Consider the following 25,353-nt stretch of genomic DNA (forward strand, 5'->3'; position numbering starts at 1 on the left):
GCCGTGGCAGACCCCACCCAACCCAGAACAAATCCCGCAAAGCAGCAGCTTCTGCTGAAGCTTGCTGGCGTTTTGGGCGTGGCCGTTCTTGTTTTTTGGGCAGCCCATCGATTGGGATTTTTTGGAGTTATTCAAGACTGGTTCGCCGAGGCTCTGGGCTGGGTGGAAGGCTTGGGGCCGGTGGGGCCGGTGCTTTTCATTGCCATCTACATTGTGGCCACTGTGCTGCTTCTGCCGGCTTCGGTGCTGACCTTGGGCGCAGGGGCTGTGTTTGGGGTGCTGGCTGGGGCTTTGTACGTGCTGATTGGGGCAACCATTGGAGCCAATTTGGCCTTTCTCATTGGGCGCTACTTGGCGCGGGAACGGGTGGCCAGATGGATCGAGGGCAATCCCCGGTTTGCGGCCATCGATCGGGCGGTGGGGCGCGAGGGATGGAAGATCGTCGGCTTGATTCGTCTGTCGCCCGCCTTTCCCTTTAATCTGCTCAACTACGCTCTGGGACTGACCCAAGTTTCTTTTCTGGATAACCTGCTGGGCACCGTCGGGATCGTGCCGGGCACCTTTATGTATGTGTACATCGGCTCGCTGGCGGGATCCCTGGCCAACAGGGAAGGCCTGGATCCCCAAGCGCAAATGGTTCAGTGGGCCGTTCGCCTTGTGGGCCTCATCGCCACCGTAGCTGCCACCGTCTACATCACCCGTGTGGCTCGGCAAGCCCTACGGGAAGTGGTGGAGCCTGTCTAGGCCAATCCAAGTCAGGTTTGAACTGGGGAGCCCGCGGGGGGTTAGCAGCGTCCACCCTTGCGCAGAGGCTTAGCCAACCAGTTGGCAGAGGGTCTCTTGTCTTTCTCGGTCTTGTTCGGCCAGTTCCTGGATGGCCCGTTGGTACACCTGGGCGGGTGTGGATCCCTGGTTGACCTGCTTCAGCCAGCGCTGGGCCTCGTTGCCCTGTTGGAGCAGAGTTTGCAGGGGAGCCAAGAAGCAGCCCAAGCCCTGGGGTTGGCCGATGCGCCAGGCTTCGGTCAGCAGCTCTTCAATCCACTCCTGGGCTAAGCGTTCGCGGCCAGTGCGCCAGTCGAGCAAGCGGGCTTGCAGCGATTCTCGAGCAGCAGCCTGCTCGTTGGCCTCGCAAAGGCTCTCCAGCTCCGCTGGGGTAAAAGGCCCCCCCAAGGGATCCAGCGCCTCCGGCTGAGATAGCAATTGCCAGAGGCGGGCCTCTACTAGGGCGGTGATGGCCAGAATCATCACCGGATCCGCCACCAGGTCGCAGATGCGCAGCTCCACCCGGTTAAGCTGGTAGGGCCGCTCCGGGCCGTTGGGCCGCACAGAAGCCCAGAGGTGGCGTACATTCTGCATCGTGCCCAGGGCCAGTTGCTCCTGCATCCAGGTGATGTAATGGGCGTGATCCCGGAAGAAGGGCACCTGGGCTGGCGTTTTGGGAAACACCTGCCAACGGCTGGAATGGTAGCCCGTTACCTGGCCGTCCAGAAAAGGAGAAGAAGCGCTCAGGGCCAAATAAAGAGGGGCTTCCGCCCGCAATAGGCGACAGGCGAGGAAGATGGCCCCCGTATCCGGCAGACCGACATTGATGTGGATGCTGGCGGTCACCACCCGCGTGCCGTAGGTGCGCTCGATGTAGTCGTGGTAGGGGTTGCCCGGATCCGAGCGCTCGAAGTGGTCGCTGCCGCCCAAAGCCAGCGTGCTCCCCGGCAGCAAGGTGTAGGGGCCCAGGCGGCGCAAAAATTGCCGCAATTGCAGCCGGGGTTGTAGCAGGGCGCAGAGCAGGTCTTCGTAGCGGCGGAGAGGAGGAGTGATGTATTCAACGTTGCGCCGATCGGGTTCTCGCACAAACTCCGGCAAAGCCTGGCAGATGCGATCCGATAAGCCCACCACTTCCCCGGCGGCGGTGCCGGTGTACATCTCCACCTCAAAGCCCTTGGTCAACAGCACAGGCCAGCCTCCAGCCGCAGCCTCCTCAGTCTACCTTTTTCCTCCTCTACCCATTTTCCCAGTCTCGCCCCACATTACAATGTCGGCAGCACTTGAAGGCAGAAGTAAGGCGAGATGCGGGATCCCATCTATATCCTAGGGGCGGGGCCGGCGGGCATGGCGGCTGCCTATCGCCTGACCCAGCTAGGCTTCCCCGTGGTGGTGGTGGAACGAGAAGACAGGGTCGGGGGCCTGGCCAAAAGCATTCGCTACCAGGGGTTCATTCTCGACTATGGCCCGCACCGGTTTTTTACCAAGATCCCAGCGGTGCTGGAGCTGTGGAACCGGGTTTTGGGATCCGAACAGGTGACTGTCCGGCGGCTTACCCGCATCTACTACCGCGAGCAATATTTTCAGTACCCCATTCAAGCCTGGGAAGTCCTGCGCAAAGTCGGCTGGTGGGAAAGTCTGCGCATTGTCCTTTCCTACCTCTGGGCCCAACTCATCCCCCACCCAGCTCCCCAGAACTTTGCCGACTGGGTCAAAGGAAAATTTGGTAGCCGGCTTTTTCAGATGTTCTTCAAAGGCTACACGGAAAAGCTGTGGGGGATCCCTTGTACCGAAATCAGCGCCGATTGGGCCGCTCAGCGCATCAAAGGTCTCAGCCTTGGGCAAGCGATCCGCAAGGCCCTGGGGTGGAACCGCGGCTCCGTCAAATCACTGATTGACCAATTTCAGTTTCCTCGCCTGGGATCCGGCCAGCTCTACGAAAAAATGCAGGAGTTTTTGCTGGCCGAGGATCAAAAAGTTTGGCTAAATACAGAGGTCATTGCCCTTAGGCAGGAGGGATCCCGGATTGTTGAGCTGCAACTGCGCCATCTTCAGGATGGAAGGGAAACATGGGTCTCCCCCTCCCACGTCATCTCTTCGATCCCTCTGACAGTGTTGGTGCAGAGCCTGCGGGAACTGCCTCCCCCAGAAGTGCTGCAGGCAGCCCGCAACCTCAAGTTTCGCAACACGGTTTTGGTTTACTTGATCGTGGAGGGATCCCAGCTTTTCCCCGACAACTGGCTGTATATCAACGACCCAACAGTGCAGGTTGGTCGGGTAACCAACTTTGCCAATTGGTCACCGGCTATGCTCCCCAACCGGGAACAAACCCCCTTGTGCTGTGAGTATTGGTGCAACTTTGGGGATCCCTTGTGGCAAGCCCCTGAGGAGCAATTGCTGGCTTTGGCTGAGAAGGAGCTACGCCAAATTGGCCTGCTGCAAGGCCAGAAGATCCGCGGCGGCTTTGTGGTGCGCCTGCCCCGCACCTATCCCATCTACGCCGGCAGCTACAAAGAAGATCTAGCCACTTTGCAGAAGTATCTTGGCCAGTTTGAAAACTTGCAACTGGTGGGTCGCTACGGCTCGTTTAAGTACAACAACCAGGATCACAGCTTGCTGATGGGCCTATTGGCGGCGGAAAACGTCCTCCGCCCCGGCAGCCACGATCTCTGGCAGGTGAACTCCGATGACGATTACCAAGAAGAGATCAAAGTGCCACCCCCACCTGCGAAGGTCCGGCGATGAGCTTCTCTCTTAGCCATCTGTTGCGGCAAAGCCGGCAGCGTCTTGCCCCTTTCTCTATCCAGGTTCTGCTGCCAAGCTTAGCCTTGACAGGGTTGCAGATCTTCTTAATCTCCCTTTGGAGCCAGGAGGATGACTATGCTTCCATCTTCAAGGGTTTAACCCAGTGGGATAGCCATTGGTATTTGGGGATTGTGCGGCAGGGCTATCAGTTTGTCGGCTTTGACAAGATTGCCTACGAGCAGAGCAATGTGGCCTTCTTTCCTGGCTACCCTCTGGCCGTTATTGCCCTCAGCCGCTTGTTGCGGGTTGAGCCTGAGTTAGGGCTTTACCTGACCGCCCAGCTCTTTTGCTGGCTGATGTGGGTTTATCTCCTTCTACTTTACCGTCTCTGGCAGATCCCCTTGCTTTGGCAAGTTTTGGCAAGTTTGATGATCTTGGTCTATCCCAGCAGCTTTTACCTTGTCGTGGGCTACAGCGAATCCCTCTTTATGGCCAGCTTGTTGGGTTTTTTCTACTGGTCGGCCCACTTGAATTCAATGAGGTCAGGACTCCTGGCCGGGATCCACGGCTTGGCGATGAGTGCCACCCGCATTGTGGGTTTGCCGGTGGCGCTGGTTCCTCTGCTGCGGCTATCCCGCCCTTGGTTTTGGACAGCCAGCGCCGTTGTTTTGGCCTTGTCGGGCGGGCTGAGTTTTTTCCTCTACTGTCAGCTCCGCTTTGGCCGCTGGGATCTCTACCTGGAAATGCAGCGCTACTTTGGCCCCAGTTCTTTCGATTACCTGGCTATTATTCAACCTCGTACTTATGCCCCCCTCTTTTCTCTTGGGTACTGGCAGTCTTTGTTTTCCTTTTCCGAGGCTTTGGGGGATGGGATATGGGCCATTTCCCTCAGTCAACTGTTTGTTCCCCTCACCCTGGGATCCCTAGTTGTTACCAGTTTGCTGGATGGGTGGAGTGTCCTGGCCGGCAAGAGCCGGCGCTGGCAGGAGCGGCTGGGGCTCCATTTGGCTGCCTGGATTATGTTCTCCATTTCCGTGGCCGGCATGAGTGCCGTGGCCCAGAGAAGTATGATCCGCTACTGCCTGCCGGTTCACACCCTGCAGGTGCTGGCCTGGTTGCATGGGATCAGATACACCGATTTCAGCTTCATCCCCCAACAGGTGCGTTTCTATCTTGGCAGTGTCCTGAGGCTGGGCTACTGGATCTTGGCTTTAGTCTTCTTTGCCCTAAACCAAATCCTCGCCTGGCGCTACGTCCAGCATCTTTGGGTGGCTTGATCGAACCTTGGTAGTGAAGCTGATGAGTTTGCGTCCTAGCCTTCTGCTGCAGCAGATTCGCAAATGTTTAGTTGGCTTCTCTACTCGGATTTTTTTGCTGGGCTTAGCGCTGACTATCCTGCAAGTGTTAACGATATACCTCTGGACAAAACGCGGCAGCTATGCTTCTGCTTTTACAGCCCTGAGCCAGCGCGATAGCTATTGGTACCTGAGCATTGTAGAGCGGGGGTATCAGTTTGTGGGCTTTGACAAGATTGCCTACGAGCAAAGCAATGCAGCTTTCTTTCCCGGCTATCCTCTGGCAGTGACCATAATGAGCCGCCTATTAGGAGTTGATCCGGAGCTGGGGCTTTATCTCACTGCTCAGCTCTTTTGTTGGCTGATGTGGGTTTATCTCCTTCTACTTTACCGTCTCTGGCAGATCCCCTTGCTTTGGCAAGTTTTGGCAAGTTTGATGATCTTGGTCTATCCCAGCAGCTTTTACCTTGTCGTGGGCTACAGCGAATCCCTCTTTATGGCCAGCTTGTTGGGTTTTTTCTACTGGTCGGCCCACTTGAATTCAATGAGGTCAGGACTCCTGGCCGGGATCCACGGCTTGGCGATGAGTGCCACCCGCATTGTGGGTTTGCCGGTGGCGCTGGTTCCTCTGCTGCGGCTATCCCGCCCTTGGTTTTGGACAGCCAGCGCCGTTGTTTTGGCCTTGTCGGGCGGGCTGAGTTTTTTCCTCTACTGTCAGCTCCGCTTTGGCCGCTGGGATCTCTACCTGGAAATGCAGCGCTACTTCACTGGCGTGCAGGCCAATTACCAAGCCCTTTTCCAAGCTTCTACCTATGTTCTTTCCCCTGAGCGATGGCAAGTCTTGCTCTCTCCTTCTGCACCCGTGAAGGATCCTGGCCTGTGGTCTGATGCTCTCAGCCAACTGTTTGTGTCTGTTACGTTGGGATCCCTAGTTGTTACAGGCTTGCTGGATGGGTGGAGTATCCTGGCCGGCAAGAGCCAGCGCTGGCGGGAGCGGCTGGGGCTCCATTTGGCTGCCTGGGCCATGTTCTACATCGCTGTAGCCGGCATGAGTCCCCTGGGCCAGCGAAGCATGATTCGCTACTGCCTGCCGGTTCACGTCGTACACGTGCTGGCTCTCGTGCACTGGGCCAAGCACACAGATTTGGGCTTTCTTCCCCTCTGGGCTCGTCCCCACCTGAGCAGAGTTCTCAAGCTGGGCTATGGGCTTCTGGCTCTCATCTTCCTCGTCCTCAACCAAATCTTGACCTGGCGTTACACCCAGCATCTCTGGGTGGCTTGACTCCACTTTCTTGAAGATAGGATGTGAGGGATCCCGACTTCTCCCCAACTAGGAGCTGTGGCCTTTTCTTCTCCCCGCAAGTTGCCTCGGCAGAAATCGTCCCTGCGGGTGGCTCAGCCGATTGAGCCCACCAAGATCTACCCCTGCCCGTGTTGCCATCAGGGTCAGTTGCGCCTGATCACCCTGACCGAGGCTTTTGGCTGCAGCCGTTGCCAGCATATTTTCGCCATCACCCCCGACCGTTTGCATATTGAGCAACTGGCGGTTTCTTATCCCTATCGCAAAATGTGGTTCTGGAACGGCCATCAGTGGGTCTTGCGGCGGGAAAATGCCCTCCAGGGATCCACGCTCTTGGGCCTCACCTTTAGCCTGGGGGTTGTTTTGGTGGTGGGGTTTATCGGTGCGGTGCTCTTTCCCAGCCAAACCCAGTTGCTCAGTTGGTTTCTGATTCTTGGCTTGTTGCTGACCCTGTTGATGGCCACGGCGATCCTGCTGCTGCGGCGGCCTTAAGATTGGCGGGACTTTCCCCGGCGATCCCCTGCAGAATCAGCAGCCCCGGCACTTGTGGATCCAGCCATTTCTTGTTAGCAGTGGTCTGGAGAAGGGAGCAGGTCTGTCGTCGGTCAGCCAGGCAGGAGAGAAGCGAGTGACAGATTTCGGTTCAGCCTTTGACCTAAGCACTACTCTGCGACAGGTACGCCGTTTGCTGCCGCAGATGCAGCGGCTGAGCAGCCAAACCAAGCGCCAGGCCCTGTTGGCTCTCTCGCGTTGTTTGCTGGATCGCTCCGATCTGCTGCTGGAGGCCAATACCCTCGACCTGGAAAGCTGCCGCGAGCAAACCCTGCCGGAGTGGATCCTCAACGGCCTCAAGCTCACTCCTGAGCGCCTGCAGCGATCCGCCCAGTTGCTTGCTCTCTTGGCCCAACAGCCGGATCCCATCGGTAGCCTGGAGAGGGGGTGCCGTCAGGACAACGGGCTGTTTATTGGCCGCTACCGCGTTCCTTTGGGGCTGATCGCCTTGGTCTACGAGATCTACCCCGAGTTTGCCTTGAATGGCATTGGCATGTGTCTCAAGACGGGCAATGGCGTGATTCTGGCCGGCAGCGGCCCTATCCAGAAAACCCATCAGGCCCTGGTCAACCTGTTGGCAGAGACCGCCTACGAGCACGGGATCCCGGAAGGGGCCATTCAAACCCTGCCCGTCCAAGACCAAACGGCCGATCCTCAGGCCGATTCCCCACTGTTGCTGTTGTTGCAGCAAACCCGCTACGTGGATCTGGTGATCCCCTGTGGTCGCCCCGGCTGGGTGGAGTTCCTGTTGCAGGCCAGCAAAGTGCCGACTCTGGTCACCCATCTGGGGTACGGCCACATCTACGTGGATCGCACGGCTCCCTGGCCTTTGGTCAAGTCAGTTGTGTTGGATCCCCTGGCCCAGTATGGCGCGGAAGGGATCCCGATTTATCAGCCCCTCACCCTTTGGCTGCTGATCCACACCGATTGGTCCGCCAATCATCTGACCGCCCTGATTGAAGACTTGCTGGGTCAAGGGATCGATATACAGGCAGCAGCCCCTATTCTGGAGCGATTCCCCCAGCTTCACCCGCTTGGGGAGGGCTTTGACTCCACAGAACAGCCTCATCTGCGCCTACAGCCCGTTGCCGACCTGACGGAGGCGATCGCCTGGATCAACAAAAATGGCTGTCGTCAATCGGAGACGATCCTCACCGATAGCCAATCGGCAGCCCAGCGCTTTCTCCAGGAGGTGGATGCCGCCCTGATCCACCTCAACACGTCCCCCCTCTCGGCAGGCCGGGGAGCCGGGATCCCCACCTTGGGAGCGTTTCGCGACCTGTCTTTGGGCATTTCCACCCAGCGGCTGCACGTGCGCGGGCCCATTGACCTGGAAGCTTTGACAACAGTGAAGGTGGTGGCTCAGGGTGGCCTGTAGCGGGGAAAAGTTGGGATCCCGAACTGCCGTTCTCCCCAAAAGCCAGGAGATGGCGTGAGACTAGAAAGGGAGGGATGCCGGCCCGGTCGTCCGACGTCCAACCCAGCCCAACAGACGGGGGAGAACTCCTTTGGGGATTGACCTGCGCAGTTATGTGTTTTTGGATCGGCTCCAGCCCCAGTACGCGGCCTACCTGGGCACGGTGGCCCAGGGCTTTTTGCCCCTGCCAGGGGATACTTCCCTCTGGGTCGAGATTTCCCCCGGCATCGAGATCAACCGCGTCATGGACATCGCCCTCAAAGCCACTTCGGTGAGGCCTGGGCTGCAGGTGGTGGAGCGCCTCTACGGCCTTTTGGAGGTACACTCCAGCAATCAGGGGGATACCCGCACGGCTGGCCGCGCCATTCTATCTGCTCTGGGGGTGAGCGAACAGGAGCGCCTCAAGCCGCGCATCATCTCCAGCCAGATCATCCGCAACATCGATCCCCACCAAACCCAGTTGATCAATCGTTTCCGCCGCGGCCAAATGCTGTTGGCCGGCCAAACCCTCTACATCCTGGAGGTGCAGCCGGCAGGCTATGCCCCCCTGGCCGCCAACGAGGCAGAAAAATCGGCCCGGATCAACATCCTCGAGGTGATGCCCTTTGGCAGCTTTGGCCGCGTGTACCTGGGCGGGGAAGAGCAAGATATTCTGGCCGCCTGCCGCGCTGCCGAAGCCATTTTGGCGGGGGTTTCCGGTCGGGATCCCCTTCTGTTGCCCGAGGAGGTGTAGTCGATGGCAGAATCGGATCCCAAGTCTTCGCCCAAAGCCAGCTTGCCCCAGGATCCGATGGCGGATCGGGTGAGGCTGCTCACGGAGCTGGCCGCTCCCTATCGGAGTTTGCGGCGCTTCATCTACCTGGCGGTGGGATTCTCGGCCACCATCGGGGCATTTGTATTTTTCTTCCGGGCCTTGGCGGGGCGAGATCTGGAGACCACCCTGCCCAGCTTGGCGCTGCAGTTGGGGATCCTGGCCGGCGCCCTCGGCCTGAACAGGCTGGAAAACCGTTCCCAGCAAAAGCTGGTCAGACAGGTGAAGCAGCGCTTGGGCATCCGACAAGACCGCTAGCCCGGCTCTAAAAATCCCAGTTCTCTGGGCCGGGATCGGAGTCGTCCTCCGCGTCGGCGCTGGGCAGATAACGGCGCTCCCTTGCCGGGGCTTCCTGGGGCCATTTTTGAACTATTTGGATGGCCAGAAAGGCAACCAAGGCAACCAAGACCGCCAAGGTGAGCAGCGGAATCGCCAGGATCACCACCGCGCCCAACACGTAGATGGCCACCTTGGGCAAGGAGGGATCCACCCTCCAGCCGCGGCGGTACACCCACTCGGTGAGCTGCCGATCCCATTGGCGCAGGCGAGGGACGTTCTCTGCGTAGATCTCCTGGAGGATATCGGCCAAAACAGGCCCCAGGCGGCGCATCTGGCCTTGGGTTTGCCTTCTCCAATTCCGCAGCGAGCGTCCCATTGATAGGATCCCTTGCCCTGGTCTTTCTCAGGCGATCCTAGCCCAACGGGAACAACGGCTCCGGGGCCCTTATGACAGCCGTTCCGCTAGCCCAATCCTGTAAATTTGTTTGAACATTTGGATCGGAGCTTGGGGTGTCTTGGCAGGACTACAGTACACTGAGGGCACTTGCGCAGCGATGTTGCTGCCACGCCGATTGGTCAATCTTTTTTAACTTTTCAACCTGCTCGACTGGAGAACGCTAATGGCTCACTCGGTCAAGATCTACGACACCTGCATCGGCTGCACTCAGTGTGTGCGAGCTTGTCCCACCGACGTGTTGGAGATGGTGCCCTGGAAAGGGAACAACAAAGCCGGGATGATCGCGGCCTCTCCCCGCACCGAAGACTGTGTTGGCTGCAAACGCTGCGAAACTGCCTGCCCCACGGATTTCTTGAGCATCCGGGTCTATCTCGGCCCCGAAACCACCCGCAGCATGGGCTTGGCCTACTAAGGGGTTGGGGGTACTTCTACCGGATTGATTCGGAGGGGAGGGATTCCTCCCCTTCTTCACGCTGCAGGTAGAGGCGGTGCTGGCGGATGTAGTGCTCCACGGCAGGGGGCACCAGGTAGCGAATGGATCCCCCCTTTTGGATTTGCCGCCGCAAGTAGGTGGAAGAGAGGGTCAAGGTAGGGGCTTCCAGGATTTCCGCCTGGATGGGCAACTGTTGGGCCACCAACCGCAACACCTGGGCGGCATCGCCGGCATCCACCCGTGGGGCGACAATCCAGTGGCAGAGGCGGGCCAATTCTTCGGCTCGATACCACTGGGGCAGATCCCGCAGGGCATCCACGCCGAGGATCCAGTACCACTGGGTATTGGGTTGCTCCTGGATAAGGCTGCGCAGCGTCTCAATGGTGTAGGAGCGCCCCGGACGGCGGATCTCCAGCTCTGAGCAGGCGAAGCGCTGGTGGTCGGCAATGGCCAGTTTGACCATAGCCAAGCGGTCGGCTTTGCTGGCGCCGGCGGCCAGGGGCTTGTGGGGGGGATCCCCTGCCGGCATCCACAGCACCTGATCCAGGTCAAACTGCCAAAGGGCTTGTTCCGCCATGATCAAATGGCCGTGATGTACAGGGTTAAAGGTGCCGCCCAGGATGCCGATGCGGGGCTGCTTGCGGACAGAGGGGCTCATGGCTGGCGGCTGAGGTAGGTGATGGCATCCCGCAGCCACTCTTCCGTTGGGCGAGGCTGGGAGGGCAAAGCTTGCAGGGCCGCCTGAATTTCTTGAGCGCTGTAGCCCAGGGCCAGCAAGGCCATTTCCACCTCTTCCCGGATGGGCATGGGCGGCCCGCCGGCCAGGGGGCGATCTGCGTTCTCCAAACCTTGTCGCCAGTGGGCCAGCTTGGTTTTCAGCTCCAAGGCCAGCCGCTGGGCCGTTTTGTGACCTACCCCTGGTGCGAGGGAAAGTAGGCGCACGTTTTCGGTCACCACTGCCTGAACCAGCTCCGGCAGGCCAAAGGTATTCAGCAGAGCCAAACCCAGAGCCGGCCCTACCCCCGCAACTTTGATGAGCTCCACAAACAAATCGCGCTCGGCTGGCGAGCCAAACCCGTACAACACCAGCTCGGTCTCTCGCACCACCAAGTGGGTAAACACCCGCACGGGCTCTCCGATGGGGGGCAGTTGCTTGAGAAAACGCGCCGGGGCCTTGACCCGATAGCCGATCCCCTGCACCTCAACGGTGAGGCTGCTGCGCTCTCCCCATTCGATGGCGACGAGGTGGCCGCTCAAAAAGGCGATCATGCTGCAAGTCCAATCCGTGTTTAGGATACTCTGCGCGGCTACAGCTCCAGAGTCGGCTGAGCAGAATTTAAAAGAATCTAGAATAAGAAAAGCTTACAAGCGACTTCTATGGCTTCAACATCGGCATCGGCCACTCCCGTTTCGGCGCGGTGGACTTGGCGAGGGCAGTCGGTTCATTATGTCAAACAAGGCGAGCAGGGTCAGCCTTTGCTCTTGGTGCACGGCTTTGGGGCCTCCACCGACCACTGGCGCAAAAACATTCCCGAATTGGCGCAACACTATCAGGTGTATGCCATCGATTTGCTGGGTTTCGGTCGCTCCGCCAAGCCCAACTGGGACTACCGCACCGAAATCTGGCGGGATCAACTGCGGGACTTTTGCCAACAGGTGATCCGTCGGCCCGTGGTGGGGATCGGCAACTCCCTGGGCGGCTATGTGGTGCTCAGTCTGGCGGCGGAGTGGCCGGAGTGGGTGCGGGGCGTGGTGCTCTTGAATGGGGCAGGGGGGTTCTCCACGCTCAAAGGATCCCCGAGCGGCTGGCGGCAATGGCTGGGCGGATTGGTGGGCTGGGGCCTGCGGCAGCGCCTGGTATCTTACTTGCTGTTTCAGTACTTGCGACAGCCGCACGTGATCCGGGCCAAGCTGAAGCAGGTCTACTACGACCCGGCGGCGGTGACAGACCAACTGGTGGAAGACATCCACCGCCCCACGCGGGATCCGGGGGCTGCCGATGTGTTTGTAGCCTTGATGCGGGGCGGGCAGAAGGGACGCTACGTGGATGAGCTGCTGCGCAGCTTGGTGCGCCCGCTGTTGTTGATCTGGGGAGAACGGGATCCCTGGATGCGGGCCCGCGAGCGCTCTAAGCTCTACCGGGCTCACTACCCTCAGGCGGTGGAATACTTCCTGGAGGCCGGCCACTGCCCTCACGATGAGCGCCCCGAACAGGTCAATGCCCTGATCCACCAGTGGATCGAGACGGGGATCCCGGCCACCACCTCTCCCCCCATTTCCAAAGCTGCCCCCACGTCAGAACTCCATCCTTAGCCGTTGTCCAACGGTTCCTCTTGGGGATCCCCTTCCAGGCCGATGGCGTACTTGGACCATTCTCGGTGGGAACCACTGTCAACCGCTTTGGAGATTTCAAAGTAGAGGGTGCTGTGGGGACGGCGGGGTTGGCGCAGCAGGGGCATACCGGCTTCGCGGGGGGTGCGGTTGCCCTTTTTTACGTTGCAGCGCACACAGGCGCTGACCACGTTCTCCCAAGTATCTCCACCGCCGCGGGAGCGCGGGATCACGTGATCAAGGGTGAGGTCTTCGCCGTAGCAACCGCAGTACTGACAGCGGTGCCCATCCCGGTAGAGGACGTTGCGGCGCGTGAGCGGGATCTCCTTGTGGGGAACGTGGACATAGTGGCGCAGACGAATGACAGTGGGCAAAGGAATGTTGCCGTACACCACTCGACCGTTGTGCTCGATTTGCTCGGCCTTGCCCTTGAGCAGCAGAACAACCGCCCTGCGCCAACTGGTGATGTTGAGCGGCTCGTAGGAGGCATTCAAAACCAAAACCTTGCCCATAGTGCTACGCACCGCTGACGAGATCCCCAAGCCAAGCCGGAAGGCGCCAGACCCCTGAAGTTATGCAAAATGTTAACACAGCTTTAGATTTAGGCGCTTGTTGATGAAGCTGAAAGTGGGAGATTCAACCCAACAGCAGGATCTGCTCCAAAAAGGAAACCCAGGCAGGCGCTGGCTGATGGGGCTGGCCATTCTGCTACTTTGCCTGGGATCCCCCAACCGCTGGCTGCATTGGTTTCCGGGGGCGCTGCTGGGCCTAGCCCCGCTGTTTGACTTGTGCGAACAACAGCAAGGGTGGGCGCGGTGGCGTTTGGCCTATGGCCTTTGGTTTTGGGTTTGCCTGTATGCCTTCTGGGTGGATCCCTTCTCAGTCAAGGTGCTGAGCGCCTGGGAGATCTTGGGGGGCGTGGTGGTGGCCCCCCTGATCCCCCTTTTCTTTACCACTGCTACGCTCCTGAGTTTGCATCTGAGTCATCCCCTGCCGCCTTGGGCGCGTCCGCTGGGCTTGGCCACGGTCTGGACAGGTTTGGATGGGCTGTTGGGCTTGCTCTGGTGGCCTATTCCCTTTCATTGGGGCTCCCTGTTGTTCGATTGGCCCCTTGCCATCCAGGTGGCCGATATCACAGGCATCTGGGGGGTTACCTTTTTTGCTGTGTTTGTCAATGGGGTGCTTTGGCAGATGGCCAGGCAGATGGCCCGAGGATCCCTGAGAACCTGCTTGGATGAGCTGCTCAGGAACAGGGATTTCTGGAGTACGCTCGCCTGGGGCCTGGGGTTGACGGGGCTGGTCTTGGCTTATGGAAGCGTGCGCCTGGCCTACTTCGATGCTTTGGCCAGGGATCCCGGCTTTCGGGTGGCGGCGGTGCAGCAGGTGGCTTGGTTGGAAGCCGATCGCAGTTGGGACTACCGCAGGGAGCGCTACCGGGAGCTGCATCAACTTTCTGCCCAGGGGGTGGCCGCCGGCGCACAATTGGTGATTTGGCCGGAGGGGGCGCTGCGGGCGCGGCTGCTGAATACCGCCCTGGAACCTTATGTGATCGAGCCGATGCAAGCGATTCTGCCGCCAGAAGGCGCTTTGATTACGGGGGCAACAGAGCCGGATCCCCGCACAGCCCATCTGCCGGAGGAGCAGCAGCGATTGTTGAACATGGCCCTGTTGTTCGACGCCCAGGGCAGCTTGCTGGATGGGTTTGGCAAGCAGTGGATCTTTCCCTATTTCGAGTCGGGGCGCTATGTGCCCTCGCCGGATGGCTATCGGCCTTTGGCCGGGGGCGAGCTTTTCGGGCCTTTGGGGGTGATGATCTGCCTGGAGAGCGTGCTGCCTGCGCCCAGCCGCGCTCTAACCCGTCATGGCGCCGAGTCTTTGATCGTGATTTCGGATGATAGCTGGTTTGGCAATAGCCACTGGCCGATGCTGCACGGCAAGCTCTCGGTTTTCCGGGCTGTGGAAAACCGGCGTAGCATGGTGTTTGTCAACAACACCGGCGGCAACCTGGTGGTGGATCCCTCAGGTCGGCTCCAGCAGGTCGGCCCCATCTTTCAGCGGGGGGTGATCACGGGAGAGGTAAGGCGGCGTTCTGAGACCACCTTCTACAGCCGCACGGGGGATTGGTTGGTGTGGCTGACGCTGGGGCTATCTCTGGGGTTGTGGCGCCGGGGATCCCGAGTAAGGCAAGGATGAGGTAAGATCAGTAAGCTTGCCCAGGATCAAGATCGGGATTGCTTGCTCCGGAGTGGCGGGTTCCCCCATCGAATCAACCGTTGCTGATGTAGCTCAGTCGGTAGAGCAGCTCACTCGTAATGAGCAGGTCATCGGTTCGAGTCCGATCATCAGCTTTCTGGATTGAGCACCTTGGAGCGCCTCAAACTTCTGCTCTATCCCCACCCGCCCATTGTCGGCGCCTACAGTTGTGGGGGGCACCAGAAAAGATTGCGGCTAGAGACCCCCAAGGAATGGAGAATATCCCTCATGATCCCTGTGCAGTACTTCCAATGCTCAGGATCTGCACACATGCGGTCGGGGTTAAACTCCAAGTTGTAATGGATAACATTGGGGATCCCTACAAACTCATCGGAAGACTGAAGGGAAATAACCAGCAACAAGAAAGGCTTGCCCCTGCGCTTAGCCGCCAGCTTATCTACCAAGTCAACAACAGCCTCTCGCCGGCAACCGCCTGTGCGCACGAACAAAACTTTATCGGCCTTTTCCAAGACATACAGAAAGCGCTTGGCGCGAGCTGTATAACGAGTCCGCATCCGCTCGTGGATTGGATTCATATTCTGCAGTGGATCTTCCCCTTCTTCCACCTCATGGCCGAAAGAAAGACCTGTCCACTTGCTGTGATAAATTCGCCTGTCTTCAGGGCTGTAGTGCAAATATTGCGGATCCCACATGCCCTGAAAATCGTGGTGGATCATATCGGCCACATCCGCTAGGTTGCTGGTGCGGGTCAAATCAAAAGGAAATGCAGGCCCGTCGTATTCCAGCTTGTAGAGCAGCATTCGCACTGCACAGCGATCCCCCAGGGGAACAACAGCAACGCGATGAATATCAGATAAGGCGCATGTGTATTCCAATAGCATGACCGAGTTGGGAGCGGCCTTGACCCGGCTTTCCAACCCCCCTTCTCCAATCATCAACGTGCGGAAAGGAGCATCGCGATAGAGGGGATCCTCATAAACCCCTGGTGGCAGAGCTCTGAGGGCAGCCCGCACTTCTTTCCACATGGGGTGGATGTTGTACTCGTGATTGCTCCGATTGATCACGCACAGGCGAGGCCTGGGATCAGAAGAGCCTTTTGAAGATCCACTGAGCTTGAGCAGGATCAGGGATCCATCCTCGAAGATCGTTTCTACTGCTTCTGCGGAAAAGAACTGAGCTATTGGGGAGAAGATGAGGTCGGCATCTGCAGGAATGGAGAGGGTGGTTTGAACCGAACTGTCCTCTTGTATGGAAAGTAAATGTAGGGTCTTGTCTCCTATCCTTGCATCGCTTCTGCCAATATACAGTCCCGGCTGCAGGCGTGATTTTTGGAAAGCAGTCTGCAAAGATTGCCAAGTTGGCGCAAGGGTATAAGGGTAGGGGGTTATATTCACGATGCGAAATTGATCTCTGCCTATTTCTGCAGCTACCCAAAAGCCATTGCCGTCTTCAAAAATGATTCGTTCTGCAGTGGATTGAGCCAGCTTTCCACGAGCCGACAGAACTTGGCCGGGATCCAAGAGCGAGAGATCGATGGCCTCAAACATAACCCGATGCCCCCTGGAATTGGGGTGAGCGGGGTCAAAAGCAAGGTCTGGTTTCCAGCGGCCCTGGCCATCGTCTAGGATGGGCAGCCAATTGAACACAGGGCATCCCCAACCGAGCATCTTTTGCTGAGTTTCCTGCAGAAGCAGATGCTGTTCTGGACCATAGTCGCCGTGAGGATAGACCCCTGCCAAGATGGGCAAAGCGCCTATATTTTGAATCTTCTCAATCAGGCGTCGCAGGCCGTTTTCAAACCGCCTTTGGACGGCACGTCGATGCTCCGGCAGAGCCGTGGCCAAGCCCTCATTTCCCAACGACAAGGCCACAATTACCACGTCCGGTTGTTCGGGAACGACAACTTGATCAAACCGTGCCAGCGTTCGGCTGACCGTAGCCCCCAATTCCGAGAGATTACGCACCCGATGGCCGTAGCGCTCCCGCAAGGCTTTCTGCAACAGCCAGGCCCAACCTCGCAATAGCCAGGCGCTGCACCCCAGGGCAACGGAGCTACCCAAAACAACTATCTTCAGTCCCGGCAAATCTTCAGGCTCAGGCTCAAGAATAGGGGTGGCAAAATAGCCGTAAGGACAGGAAGGGATCCGGCCAAACTCGCCATCTTCCACGATCAAAACTGATGGCAAAGGCTGAGGCTCAAGCGGCACCCAGCGATTCCTATCGGCAGCTTCCCAAATAACTTCGCCATCGGCCTGAACGCGCAGATATCGGTACTCCACTCGAGGGGTCTCTTGAGGCCACTCCCCGGAGGATAGGGGGCCAGAAGTGCCATCTGCCGGGCCTAATGGCAACTCCACCCACCAGAGCGGATAACAAGCGGGATCCGTCTGCAGCCAAACACAGCGGCTCGGATCCCAGGCGCCCAACCGAGGGCTGGATCCCACCAGGGCAATTCGATCACCGGGCTGAGTGGTGGCGCGAACTTGGAAACGATACATTTTTTTGGAAGTTTTTGGAGGAGGGGGAGAGGAACTTCTCCGGACTTGCCGGTAAACAGACATACTCAAGCAGTCGGCTTACTACCCTGCCGGCAACTTGCAAGAGAAAGCAGAGGCTGGGATCCAGTTCCGCCTCATCTGTCTTAGTCCTGACTTTGCTTTTAAAGAGAAATTCTGAAATCCGGAAACAGAAAATGACGGAAAGTCAGAAAAAGAGCCTCGGCTCAAAAGTAAGGCTATTAAGCCAGGATGTTTGCAGTAAAGAGTAGACTGAACTTTAGCCTGAATTTAACATACTGTCCAAGGATTGTCTGTTTTCTAGAGCACCTTTAGACAGTTTCTGGAGTGCAAGTTTCCAATCGTCGCTGGGGCAAAATCACCTCAAAGGTGGATCCCTGCCCCACCTTGCTCTCAACCCGCACCTGTCCCCGGTGCTGCTCGGCGATGCTTTTGACAATGGCCAGCCCCAAACCTGAGCCCGACCGCCGATTGGGATCCCCGCTGCGGGCCGGATCCACCCGATAGAAACGGTCGAACAGGTGGGGCAGTGCCTGGGGTGGGATCCCCGGCCCGGTATCTTGCACCTGCAGCACCAGTTCTGGGGATCCGGAGCGCAGCCGCTGTTTTAGCCGCACCTGCACCTCGCCGCCGGGGGGGGTGTGGAGAAGGGCGTTTTCGATTAGGTTGGTGAACAGGCGGGCCAGTTGCTCTTCATCTCCCCAAAAGGCAAAGGGATCCCCTCCCGTCTCCTCTGGGGGGGCGGCCATATCCAGCTTTAGACGGATCCCTTTTTGGTTGGCCAAGCCCTGCAACTCTTCCACCACCTGCAGCAGCAGAGCATCCAGGGCACAGCAGCGGGGCTGGAAAGGCACCATGCCGCTGTCGTGGCGGGCCAGAAACAGCAGGTCGTCCACCAGCCGGCCCAGCCGCAGGCACAGCCGCTCCACCATCTGCCAGCGCTGGCGGGTGTCGGCATCCAATTGGGAGTCTGCCAAAGCCACCTGTACCGTGGTCTGGATGCTGGCCAAGGGGCTGCGCAGCTCGTGGGAGGCATCGGCGGTAAATTGCTTGAGCTGCTGGTAAGACTGGCGGATGGGCTGCATGGCCAAACCGGAGAGCAGCCAGCCGATTCCTCCTACACAGGCCAAACTGGCCGCTACCCAGAGGCTGAGATCCCGAATGAGCTGGCGTGTCGGCTTGCTCACCTCAAACCAGGGGTGGCTGACCCGCAAATACCCCAGCAGCTTCCCACTGGCCAGGATCGGCTCGGTGAACTGGCGCAGCCAATACCCAGGCGCGATGCGGGCGGTGTGCAGGGATCCCTCCGTCAGCAGGGGGGCAGGGATGCCGCCGGGCACGGTGGACCAGATGAGGGATCCCTGGGGATCAAACCACTCCAGGTCGATGTGGTCGTCTGCTAGGGTGCTGGGATCATCCCGAAAGCTGGCTTCCAAGCTGTGGCGGACCTGCTGCGGGTCCAAGAGGCTCTCGTCCACCACCAGGGAGCGCTCGACAATTTCCACCACATGGCCCAGCGTGTCGTCCACCCGCTCAATCAGGGTTGACTGCACATACCAGTAGAAGCTGCCGGCAAACAGCAACAAAAACACCCCCGTTACCACCGTGTACCAGAGGGCCAGCCACCGCCGCGTTGCCTGGAACATGGGGTTGCACGGGAAGGGGAGAGGTTAGCTGTGGACACGAGGCTCGGGGTGAAGGGTGGAGAGGATCTCGGCTTCCACCTGCAGCAAAGCGTCCAGCCGCTCCTGCACCGGCTCGGCGGGGAACTGTTCTAGCGCCAGATCCAAATACAACTGCCAGTGCCGCTCTTCAGCCGCCGCCAGCCAGAGGTAAAACTGCCGCAGCTCCGGGTCGGGGACGTGGATCCCCAGCAGGCCTAGGCGTTCGTGGCTGCGGGCCTCGATGATGGCGGCCACTAGCAGTGCATCCAAGAGATGCTCCGGCTCGGAGCGGCGTAGGTGCTGGTTGAGGCGGCTGGCATAGGGAGCAGCCGAGAGGGGCCTGATCGGGATCCCCAGCCGTTGCAGGTGCCGGTGAACCCGCTCAAAGTGCTGCAGCTCCTCCCGCGCCAGTGGTGAAAGGGCTTCCACCAGCCGCCCGTTGGCCGGGTAGCGAAACAGCAAACTGAGGGCATTGCCCGCTGCTTTCTTCTCGCAGTTGGCGTGATCTAGCAAAATCAGGTCGAGGTGGCGAATGGCCTGCTCGATCCAGGCCGCGGAAGTTGGCGAGGCCAGTTGTAGCGTCGGCACAGGGTCAGAAGAGGTTGCAGGGATCAACAGCTTCCAAGTTGACCCATCCCGCCCGCTGCGGGAGCAGGGAACGGAACTGGGTCAATCGGATCTTAGCCTTGCCAGCGTACCCCTTTCTGCTAACTCCTAGATCCCGTCTGATGCTCTGGCAGCAGTTGTCCTTATCCCCGGCCCCTCTCCCAGAGAGAGTCAGCCCAAGCGCTCCGCGCCGCTCACGCGACCACCCCCAGCCCCTCTCCCAGAGGGAGAGGGGAGTTGCACTGCTGCCGAGCACAACTTTATTGCCTTGCTTGGGTCTTGCGGGGCTTTTTTAGTGATTCAAAGCCAAGGTTTTCCCTGCTACGACTGCTGCCATCTCCTGCAACAGATCCTCGGTCTCCTCCCAGCCGATGCAGCCGTCGGTGATGGAAACGCCGTACTTGAGTGGTGCCCCTTCCTGCCAGGTTTGCTTGCCTGGGTTGAGGTTGCTCTCCAGCATCAGCCCCATCAAGGCCCGCTGCCCTGCTTGGTACTGCCGCAGCACTGCCCGACAGACGGCTCCCTGCTGGCGGTAGTCTTTGTGGGAGTTGTCGTGGGAGCAGTCCACCATCACCGAGCGCGGGATCCCTTGATCCTTCATCAGCAGCGCCGCCCGCGCCACATCTTCCGGGCCGTAGTTGGTCTTGCCGCCGCCGCCGCGCAACACAATGTGCCGGTCTGGGTTGCCGGTGGTTTTCACCAGGGCCGTCATGCCGTCTTGGCCGATGCCCAGAAAACTGTGGGGGTGACTGGCGGAGAGAATGGCGTTGAGGGCAATTTCCAGCCGCCCGTCGGTGCCATTTTTGAAGCCCACGGGCATAGAGAGGCCACTGGCCATTTCCCGGTGGGTCTGGCTTTCGATGGTTCGGGCGCCGATGGCCGCCCAGCTCACCAGGTCTGCGGTGTATTGGGGAGTTACCGGATCCAACATTTCTGTGGCACAGGGCAAGCCCAGCTCGTTGATCTGCAATAGGATGGAACGGGCCAGTTGCAAGCCAGTGGCAATATCGCAGGAGCCGTCCAGGTGGGGATCATTAATGAGGCCCTTCCAGCCCACTGTGGTGCGCGGCTTCTCAAAATAGGTGCGCATCACAATCACCAGGTGCTCGCGGGTTCGATCGGCCACCCGCTTGAGGCGGTGGGCATACTCCAAGGCCGCTTCGGGATCGTGGATGGAACAGGGGCCGACAATCACCACCAAGCGATGGAGATCCCGCCCGTGGATGATGTCGCGGATGGCTTGCCGCGTGGAGAGCACCACTTGGGCTGCCGTTTCCGTCAGCGGCAGCTTGGCCTTGACAGCAGCAGGGGCAATCAAGGGAGTCACCTCTTGGATGTTGCAGTTGTCGGTTTGGGGGGGCATAGAACTGTCCTTCATCGTGGGCAAGATTGTGTGCAAGGGATGGGAAGTGAGGGAATGGAGCATCGAGCCATCAAAAAAGCCCTGGCACTGGGCTCAGGGCTTCAGGACTGACTCGGGTAAACCTAGGCTCTATGGTTTACGCGCCACCCTTCCGCCCTGGTCGTTGCCAGGGAAAGCTAAAGTAGCCAAAAAAGGGAGCGCGCCAGGTCATCTTCAGGGGAAGGAACTCGGAATCTGTACGAGATGAGTATAGCGGAAGTATACCCAAAAAGAAACTGGATTTACCAAGACGGGTTCAGGTTCTGGGTCGCTCCCAGGGTTCCCAGGCGCAGCCCAGAGGACGGTTTTCTCCCACCCAGATCAAGAAGCTTGCCCGCTCCGTAGCCATCACTCTGCGACGCTGTTGCAAGCGGGGCGAGGAGAAAAGCTTCAGGGCGGTGAGGGACTTCTTTCCGCTGCCTCAGCCCGACAAGGTCGCAGCGGCGAAAGCCCCGCAAGCCCGGTGGAAATCAAGAAAGTCAGCAGAACTCTGGGCTTCTGTCCTAGGAAACAGTTTTCAGAAGGATCTAGCCCGGACGGCAGCCGCTTCCTGGATTACCTCGTCTCCAGGCTGTAGCCCACTGTGGATCTCCACCTGATCCCCATAGCGGGATCCCACCACCACGGGCGTAAACAGCGGCTTGCCGTCCACCAGCCGGTACACGCCCGTAAGGCCGAACTGTTCTACCAGGCTTGCTTGGGGCAGGAGCAGGGCTTGGCGGGTTTCTCCTGCCAACTTCAGACGGCCCAGCATGCCCGGCATTGCTCCGGGGAGCGGGGGAATCTCCACCTTCACCTCCACCGTTCTTGAGCTGGGGTCGGCGCTGGGGATGATTTGGCGGATGGTTCCCTCCACGGTTTGGTTGAGGCTGTCGATGCTGATGGGCACCGCTTGTCCCACCCGGATTTGGCCGGCCAGGGATTCGGGCAAGGCCACGGAAAACCGCAGCCGCTCGCTGCTTTCTAGCTCCACAATCGGCTGGCCCGGCCCCGCCAAAGCCCCTACCTCCACATACTTGCGGGTGACAACGCCGGCAAAGGGGGCAACCAGGGTTCCGTAGGCAAGGTTGGCTTGGGTTTGCGCCACCCCTGCCTGGGCCTGGGCCATGGCTGCCTGCACCTCAGGGATCCGGCTTTCCGCCTGGGCAAGCTGGGCCCGTGCTTGGGTCAATCCCTGTTCGGCCTGCTGGATCCCGGCCTCGAGCTGGGCCAGGCGGCCCAGGAGCACGGCTACCCGCGTATTGGCCTGATCCACCTGGGCTTGGGCCACGGCTCCTTCGGCGTGCAGCTTCTGCATCCGCTCTTGGTGCAAACGGGCCTCCTGCAGCTCCGCTTCCGCCTGCTGCTTCTGGGCTTGCACCTGGCGCAAGGCTTCTTCCGCTCCCCTCACCCCCGCCTGGGCGGCCAGAAGGCCTGCTTGGGCCTGCTGCAGTTGCGCCTCAGCCTGTTGCCGCTGGGCTTGGGCCTGTTGCTGGGCGGCTTGCACATCGCTGATATCCAGGCGGGCAATCAGGGATCCAGCCGCCACCCGCTGCCCCTCCTGAACCGGCAGCTCCACGACTCGGCCCACGATGCGGCTGCTGAGGGGGGTGCGCTCCACGGCCTCTAGGCTGCCCACCAGGATCCGCTCTTGGCTGATTTCCCGTGGCTTGACCTCCAGCGTGGTCAGCGGGGCGGCCTCGGTGGCTTCCAGGGACCCTGTCCCGCCGACGCGACCGGCAACCTCCAAAGCTGCCCCCCCTTGGCCGGGCCGGCCTTGGGATCCCAGCAGCCAGCCGCCCAGCCCCCCTAGCGAGAGGAAGAGCAGCGCCCAGCCCAGGTGGCCCCAGCTCCAGCCGGAAAACGTTTGTTGTTGCAACCTGCCGACTTGAGTTTTCATAGCGCAAGTGTCCGGCGTAACTTGAGCGTGACGAGAAAATCGGAACTTTTCTAAGGGGAGACCAAATCTCCCAATGGCTTGGAGATGGGCTCTATCAGAGAGAGCCCCACCCCCTGCAAACTGAGGCGCTCAAACCAAGGCACCGCCCACCCCCAGCGCATCTTGGCCAGGAAATAGTGCTCAAAGGCGGACTTGAGCCAACTGACCCATGGCCCTTGTACGGCCAGGGCGCGGCGGCGGCGCCCCAGCACCGGCAAGACAGGATCCGCCAAAAAGAGAATGCCCGTATCGCCGAAGTCGGCAAAGCAGATGGCTTCCAGCGTCGGGCTCACGGGTTCCCCCCGCAGGGCTCCCAGGCGCAGGGCGATATTGTGCGCCACTGCCATCCCCATCGCCTCGGTCATCTGGCCGGTTTTGGGCACTCCCACCGGCAAAGGGGTTGTCTCGGAAGGGGCTAGCTGGGTCACCACGCCCACCGCATAGAAGCTATCGAAGTCGGGATGCTGGTAGGTGGAAGTTACCGGCAGGAAACCGCGGGCGTCCGTCAGGCCGGGGACTTCCCGCAGGAACTGGGCTCCCCGGAAGGGCGGCAGCAGCATGGCGTAGGCAAAAGGGATCCGCTCCCCTTCTGCCAGCACGATTTCCCCCTCTTCGACACGGGCAATGGCAGTATTGGCCAAAACCCGGATCTGCCGCTGGGCCAGCAGCCGTTTCACCAGCTCCTCGGCCCCCGCCATGCCGCCAATCCCGAAATGGCCAGCATAGGGCTCCGGCGTGATGAAGGTGATGGGCACCTGCTCCCGCAGCCCTCTTTTTCGCAACTGCCCCTCGGCCAGCAAGACAAACTCATAGGCCGGCCCAAAACAACTGGCCCCCGGCACCGCCCCCACCACCAGCGGCCCCGGCTGGCGGAGAAACTCTGCCCACGCCTTCTGAGCTAGCAAAGCATGGTGCGGCGTGCACACCGACTGGGTAAACCCCTGTTCCGGCCCCAGACCTGGGATGGCGTCCAAGGCCAACTCCGCTCCCGTGGCCACCACCAAGTAGTCGTAGGCCAGAGGCTCCCCGTTAACCCGCAGGGTGCGCTTTGGCGGCTGCAAGTCGGTTACCGTGCCCTGGATAAATTCAATCCCCTTCCTCTCCAGCCGCTGCGGCAGCTCCACCTGAATGTCCGCCAGCCGCTTCAGGCCCAGCGCCACCCACGGCAGAGAAGGGGTAAACGTAAACTTTGGAGTATTGCTGACTACAGTTACCTGGTGGGATCCCTGCGGCAAAAGATGCCGCAGCTCGTAGGCAGTAGGCAGCCCTCCCAGCCCAGCCCCAATGACGACGACGCGAGCCATCAAAACTGCTCCCCCTCTTTTCTGAACTTGATGAAAAAAACCTGCGGCCAGAAGCCGATCCCAAGAGCGCCCTCCTTCACACCCACCAGGGCAGACTCCCCGTTCGCGGATCGACATCCAACCAGGGAGAGAGCCAGATCCACCCCTCCCGCACCTCCACCCGCACCAGTTTCAGAGGCAGCGCTGCCGGCCCTCGAATCACCGAGCCATCAGCCGCATAGCGGGATCCGTGACAAGGACACTGGAACTCTTCGGCCAGCGGGTTCCACGGGAAGGTGCAGCCCAGGTGGGTACAGTTGTTCACCAGCCCTTGCTCGTCCAGCTTCCCCCCCTCCCTAACGGTGAGGTAGGTGGGCTCCCCCGCCAGACCCGCCACCAGCGCCCGCGTCCCAGGCGGCTCTGCCAAGATCTGCTCCGCCGGGATCGGGTTCCCCAGCTTGTCTTTGGCCAGGGCCGATCCATTGGCGGATCCCTCCGCCGGCGGGATGAGATAGCGGCCCAGCGGGTAGAGCACCGAACCCGCCACCGCCGCCAGCGCCGAGCCGGTCAGGAAGTTGAGAAAACGGCGCCGCGACAGCGGCGGCTCTTCAAACGGAACCAGGGCAGCGTCCATAGAAATCAACTCCTTGGTAACCCTCTCCTATTGTTATTTTGATAAACTATATAACTATATGTCGATAAAATATGTCAATAAAAAGTGGAGAGAAGATTTGGTTCTCCTCCTTGCCTGGGGACAAGGGGTTATCGAGCAGGTTCCTCTGCTTCGGGAATGAACACGGCGTACATGCCCCGCAGGTCTCCCACCTTGAAGTCGTAGGCCCGGTCTTGGGGGTACTTGCTGACAATGAAGGCCGGTCGCGAGTCCTTGGGCCCATGACAGGCCAGGCAGCTAGCCTCGACGTTGATGCGGCGGTAGTAGCGAATGCCCCTCTGGCCAGCCAGCACTTCCCGCTCCCAAAAGCCAATGAGCTCCGGATCCCGCTGGAAACGGGCCAGGGCCATCGTGGCGTGTAGATTGTCGGGGGCGTGCTCCGGGTTACGGTACTTTTGGGCAATTTGCTTAACTTGCCAGCCATTTTCTTGGGCCAGGGCCTGCGCCTGCACCGCCACAGGGCGACAAACCTGTTTGAAGGTCTCGGCATCCACCCCCGCAGGTGAGGATCCGGCCAAGCTGGCCGCCAGGCCGTGCCGCAGTTGATCCAGGTATTCTACGGACTCCACCGCTTTGGCCAGTTGGGCGGGATCCGGCTGGGCCAAGGCTGCGGCAGCGCCCCAGCCCAAGCTGCCTAAGGCCACCGCCAGCAAGAGCCATCTTCTCAGGTATGTCCACATCGTCTTGTCTCCTTCTCG

Annotated in this window: 24 protein-coding genes and 1 tRNA gene; 12 read left to right on the plus strand and 13 right to left on the minus strand. The window is 59.8% G+C overall.

Going from position 1 to position 25,353, the window contains the following annotated elements; translation table 11 throughout:
• The first annotated feature begins 78 nt into the window (after positions 1–78).
• A complete protein-coding gene (locus NW862_RS02820; RefSeq protein WP_414334087.1) occupies positions 79–744 on the plus strand; it encodes a TVP38/TMEM64 family protein in 666 nt (221 codons plus the stop codon).
• 69 nt (positions 745–813) lie between these two features.
• On the opposite strand, the gene gshA is transcribed toward NW862_RS02820, so the two are convergent.
• On the minus strand, positions 814–1,950 hold the full coding sequence (gshA, locus tag NW862_RS02825; protein ID WP_414347813.1) for a glutamate--cysteine ligase: 1,137 nt from the start codon (positions 1,948–1,950) through the stop codon (positions 814–816).
• Between the two features lie 114 nt (positions 1,951–2,064).
• Here gshA and NW862_RS02830 point away from each other — a divergent pair, with 114 nt between their 5' ends.
• The 7 genes from NW862_RS02830 to NW862_RS02860 all read left to right on the plus strand — a co-directional run bounded on the left by NW862_RS02830 (position 2,065) and on the right by NW862_RS02860 (position 9,137).
• Entirely contained in the window at positions 2,065–3,504 is a 1,440-nt protein-coding gene (locus NW862_RS02830; protein WP_414426894.1) for an NAD(P)/FAD-dependent oxidoreductase, read from the plus strand.
• On the plus strand, positions 3,501–4,781 hold the full coding sequence (locus tag NW862_RS02835; RefSeq protein WP_414426895.1) for a hypothetical protein: 1,281 nt from the start codon (positions 3,501–3,503) through the stop codon (positions 4,779–4,781). The genes NW862_RS02830 and NW862_RS02835 overlap by 4 nt, the downstream gene beginning before the upstream one ends.
• Before the next feature lie 22 nt (positions 4,782–4,803).
• Positions 4,804–6,081, plus strand: a complete 1,278-nt coding sequence (locus tag NW862_RS02840) for a hypothetical protein (RefSeq protein ID WP_414426896.1) — start codon at positions 4,804–4,806, stop codon at positions 6,079–6,081.
• A gap of 57 nt (positions 6,082–6,138) precedes the next feature.
• Positions 6,139–6,591 carry a hypothetical protein gene (locus NW862_RS02845; protein ID WP_414334079.1) on the plus strand — a complete coding sequence of 151 codons (453 nt, stop codon included), beginning with the start codon at positions 6,139–6,141 and terminating at the stop codon, positions 6,589–6,591.
• A gap of 136 nt (positions 6,592–6,727) precedes the next feature.
• Positions 6,728–8,029, plus strand: a complete 1,302-nt coding sequence (locus tag NW862_RS02850; protein WP_414338325.1) for a gamma-glutamyl phosphate reductase — start codon at positions 6,728–6,730, stop codon at positions 8,027–8,029.
• 130 nt (positions 8,030–8,159) lie between these two features.
• Positions 8,160–8,801 carry a hypothetical protein gene (locus tag NW862_RS02855; RefSeq protein WP_414334076.1) on the plus strand — a complete coding sequence of 214 codons (642 nt, stop codon included), beginning with the start codon at positions 8,160–8,162 and terminating at the stop codon, positions 8,799–8,801.
• Positions 8,802–8,804: 3 nt separating this feature from the next.
• Positions 8,805–9,137 carry a DUF3493 domain-containing protein gene (locus NW862_RS02860; RefSeq protein ID WP_414334074.1) on the plus strand — a complete coding sequence of 111 codons (333 nt, stop codon included), beginning with the start codon at positions 8,805–8,807 and terminating at the stop codon, positions 9,135–9,137.
• Between the two features lie 7 nt (positions 9,138–9,144).
• Here the strand turns inward: NW862_RS02860 and NW862_RS02865 are convergent, their stop codons facing one another.
• Positions 9,145–9,534, minus strand: a complete 390-nt coding sequence (locus tag NW862_RS02865; RefSeq protein WP_414334072.1) for a hypothetical protein — start codon at positions 9,532–9,534, stop codon at positions 9,145–9,147.
• 244 nt (positions 9,535–9,778) lie between these two features.
• Between NW862_RS02865 and psaC the strand changes: the two genes are divergently transcribed.
• On the plus strand, positions 9,779–10,027 hold the full coding sequence (gene psaC, locus NW862_RS02870; RefSeq protein ID WP_244348937.1) for a photosystem I iron-sulfur center protein PsaC: 249 nt from the start codon (positions 9,779–9,781) through the stop codon (positions 10,025–10,027).
• A gap of 16 nt (positions 10,028–10,043) precedes the next feature.
• On the opposite strand, the gene nadD is transcribed toward psaC, so the two are convergent.
• Positions 10,044–10,706 carry a nicotinate-nucleotide adenylyltransferase gene (gene nadD / locus NW862_RS02875; protein WP_414334070.1) on the minus strand — a complete coding sequence of 221 codons (663 nt, stop codon included), beginning with the start codon at positions 10,704–10,706 and terminating at the stop codon, positions 10,044–10,046.
• Positions 10,703–11,317 carry a Holliday junction branch migration protein RuvA gene (gene ruvA, locus NW862_RS02880; RefSeq protein ID WP_414334069.1) on the minus strand — a complete coding sequence of 205 codons (615 nt, stop codon included), beginning with the start codon at positions 11,315–11,317 and terminating at the stop codon, positions 10,703–10,705. The genes nadD and ruvA overlap by 4 nt, the downstream gene beginning before the upstream one ends.
• Positions 11,318–11,425: 108 nt before the next feature.
• Here ruvA and NW862_RS02885 point away from each other — a divergent pair, with 108 nt between their 5' ends.
• On the plus strand, positions 11,426–12,361 hold the full coding sequence (locus NW862_RS02885; RefSeq protein ID WP_414426897.1) for an alpha/beta fold hydrolase: 936 nt from the start codon (positions 11,426–11,428) through the stop codon (positions 12,359–12,361).
• Here the strand turns inward: NW862_RS02885 and NW862_RS02890 are convergent.
• A complete protein-coding gene (locus NW862_RS02890) occupies positions 12,358–12,891 on the minus strand; it encodes an HNH endonuclease (protein WP_414334103.1) in 534 nt (177 codons plus the stop codon). The genes NW862_RS02885 and NW862_RS02890 overlap by 4 nt on opposite strands.
• Before the next feature lie 103 nt (positions 12,892–12,994).
• Here NW862_RS02890 and NW862_RS02895 point away from each other — a divergent pair, with 103 nt between their 5' ends.
• Both NW862_RS02895 and NW862_RS02900 read left to right on the plus strand, forming a co-directional pair.
• A complete protein-coding gene (locus NW862_RS02895) occupies positions 12,995–14,572 on the plus strand; it encodes an apolipoprotein N-acyltransferase (protein ID WP_414334065.1) in 1,578 nt (525 codons plus the stop codon).
• A gap of 82 nt (positions 14,573–14,654) precedes the next feature.
• Positions 14,655–14,727: transfer RNA gene (locus tag NW862_RS02900), tRNA-Thr, on the plus strand.
• 66 nt (positions 14,728–14,793) lie between these two features.
• On the opposite strand, the gene NW862_RS02905 is transcribed toward NW862_RS02900, so the two are convergent.
• The 8 genes from NW862_RS02905 to NW862_RS02940 all read right to left on the minus strand — a co-directional run bounded on the left by NW862_RS02905 (position 14,794) and on the right by NW862_RS02940 (position 25,335).
• Complete coding sequence (locus NW862_RS02905) at positions 14,794–17,091, minus strand: DUF1796 family putative cysteine peptidase (RefSeq protein WP_414426898.1); 2,298 nt, start codon at positions 17,089–17,091, stop codon at positions 14,794–14,796.
• Between the two features lie 329 nt (positions 17,092–17,420).
• The gene (locus NW862_RS02910; RefSeq protein WP_414334062.1) at positions 17,421–18,755 is read right to left on the minus strand and encodes a sensor histidine kinase; all 1,335 of its coding nucleotides are present in this window, start codon (positions 18,753–18,755) and stop codon (positions 17,421–17,423) included.
• A gap of 24 nt (positions 18,756–18,779) precedes the next feature.
• Positions 18,780–19,385, minus strand: coding sequence for a tRNA-(ms[2]io[6]A)-hydroxylase (locus NW862_RS02915; RefSeq protein ID WP_414334102.1), 606 nt, complete (start codon positions 19,383–19,385; stop codon positions 18,780–18,782).
• A 286-nt stretch (positions 19,386–19,671) separates the two neighbouring features.
• A complete protein-coding gene (locus NW862_RS02920) occupies positions 19,672–20,742 on the minus strand; it encodes a 3-deoxy-7-phosphoheptulonate synthase (protein ID WP_414336186.1) in 1,071 nt (356 codons plus the stop codon).
• Between the two features lie 556 nt (positions 20,743–21,298).
• Positions 21,299–22,660, minus strand: a complete 1,362-nt coding sequence (locus NW862_RS02925) for an efflux RND transporter periplasmic adaptor subunit (RefSeq protein WP_414368569.1) — start codon at positions 22,658–22,660, stop codon at positions 21,299–21,301.
• 50 nt (positions 22,661–22,710) lie between these two features.
• Positions 22,711–24,003 carry an NAD(P)/FAD-dependent oxidoreductase gene (locus NW862_RS02930; protein ID WP_414364003.1) on the minus strand — a complete coding sequence of 431 codons (1,293 nt, stop codon included), beginning with the start codon at positions 24,001–24,003 and terminating at the stop codon, positions 22,711–22,713.
• Between the two features lie 76 nt (positions 24,004–24,079).
• Entirely contained in the window at positions 24,080–24,616 is a 537-nt protein-coding gene (gene petC, locus NW862_RS02935; RefSeq protein ID WP_414359196.1) for a cytochrome b6-f complex iron-sulfur subunit, read from the minus strand.
• A gap of 128 nt (positions 24,617–24,744) precedes the next feature.
• The gene (locus NW862_RS02940; RefSeq protein WP_414426899.1) at positions 24,745–25,335 is read right to left on the minus strand and encodes a DUF3365 domain-containing protein; all 591 of its coding nucleotides are present in this window, start codon (positions 25,333–25,335) and stop codon (positions 24,745–24,747) included.
• Between the last annotated feature and the right edge of the window lie 18 nt (positions 25,336–25,353).

The sequence above is a fragment of the Synechococcus sp. H55.8 genome, assembly GCF_047462375.1.
In the GTDB taxonomy this organism is placed as follows: Bacteria; Cyanobacteriota; Cyanobacteriia; order Thermostichales; family Thermostichaceae; genus Thermostichus.

Bases quoted from the DNA above. Each gene is read 5' to 3' on its own strand.
- NW862_RS02830 (WP_414426894.1), top strand. From the start codon at position 2,065: ATGCGGGATCCCATCTATATCCTAGGGGCGGGGCCGGCGGGCATGGCG.
- NW862_RS02835 (WP_414426895.1), top strand. From the start codon at position 3,501: ATGAGCTTCTCTCTTAGCCATCTGTTGCGGCAAAGCCGGCAGCGTCTT.
- NW862_RS02840 (WP_414426896.1), top strand. From the start codon at position 4,804: ATGAGTTTGCGTCCTAGCCTTCTGCTGCAGCAGATTCGCAAATGTTTA.
- NW862_RS02860 (WP_414334074.1), top strand. From the start codon at position 8,805: ATGGCAGAATCGGATCCCAAGTCTTCGCCCAAAGCCAGCTTGCCCCAG.
- NW862_RS02865 (WP_414334072.1), bottom strand. From the start codon at position 9,534: ATGGGACGCTCGCTGCGGAATTGGAGAAGGCAAACCCAAGGCCAGATG.
- psaC (WP_244348937.1), top strand. From the start codon at position 9,779: ATGGCTCACTCGGTCAAGATCTACGACACCTGCATCGGCTGCACTCAG.
- nadD (WP_414334070.1), bottom strand. From the start codon at position 10,706: ATGAGCCCCTCTGTCCGCAAGCAGCCCCGCATCGGCATCCTGGGCGGC.
- ruvA (WP_414334069.1), bottom strand. From the start codon at position 11,317: ATGATCGCCTTTTTGAGCGGCCACCTCGTCGCCATCGAATGGGGAGAG.
- NW862_RS02885 (WP_414426897.1), top strand. From the start codon at position 11,426: ATGGCTTCAACATCGGCATCGGCCACTCCCGTTTCGGCGCGGTGGACT.
- NW862_RS02890 (WP_414334103.1), bottom strand. From the start codon at position 12,891: ATGGGCAAGGTTTTGGTTTTGAATGCCTCCTACGAGCCGCTCAACATC.
- NW862_RS02895 (WP_414334065.1), top strand. From the start codon at position 12,995: ATGAAGCTGAAAGTGGGAGATTCAACCCAACAGCAGGATCTGCTCCAA.
- NW862_RS02905 (WP_414426898.1), bottom strand. From the start codon at position 17,091: ATGTATCGTTTCCAAGTTCGCGCCACCACTCAGCCCGGTGATCGAATT.
- NW862_RS02910 (WP_414334062.1), bottom strand. From the start codon at position 18,755: ATGTTCCAGGCAACGCGGCGGTGGCTGGCCCTCTGGTACACGGTGGTA.
- NW862_RS02920 (WP_414336186.1), bottom strand. From the start codon at position 20,742: ATGCCCCCCCAAACCGACAACTGCAACATCCAAGAGGTGACTCCCTTG.
- NW862_RS02925 (WP_414368569.1), bottom strand. From the start codon at position 22,660: ATGAAAACTCAAGTCGGCAGGTTGCAACAACAAACGTTTTCCGGCTGG.
- NW862_RS02930 (WP_414364003.1), bottom strand. From the start codon at position 24,003: ATGGCTCGCGTCGTCGTCATTGGGGCTGGGCTGGGAGGGCTGCCTACT.
- petC (WP_414359196.1), bottom strand. From the start codon at position 24,616: ATGGACGCTGCCCTGGTTCCGTTTGAAGAGCCGCCGCTGTCGCGGCGC.
- NW862_RS02940 (WP_414426899.1), bottom strand. From the start codon at position 25,335: ATGTGGACATACCTGAGAAGATGGCTCTTGCTGGCGGTGGCCTTAGGC.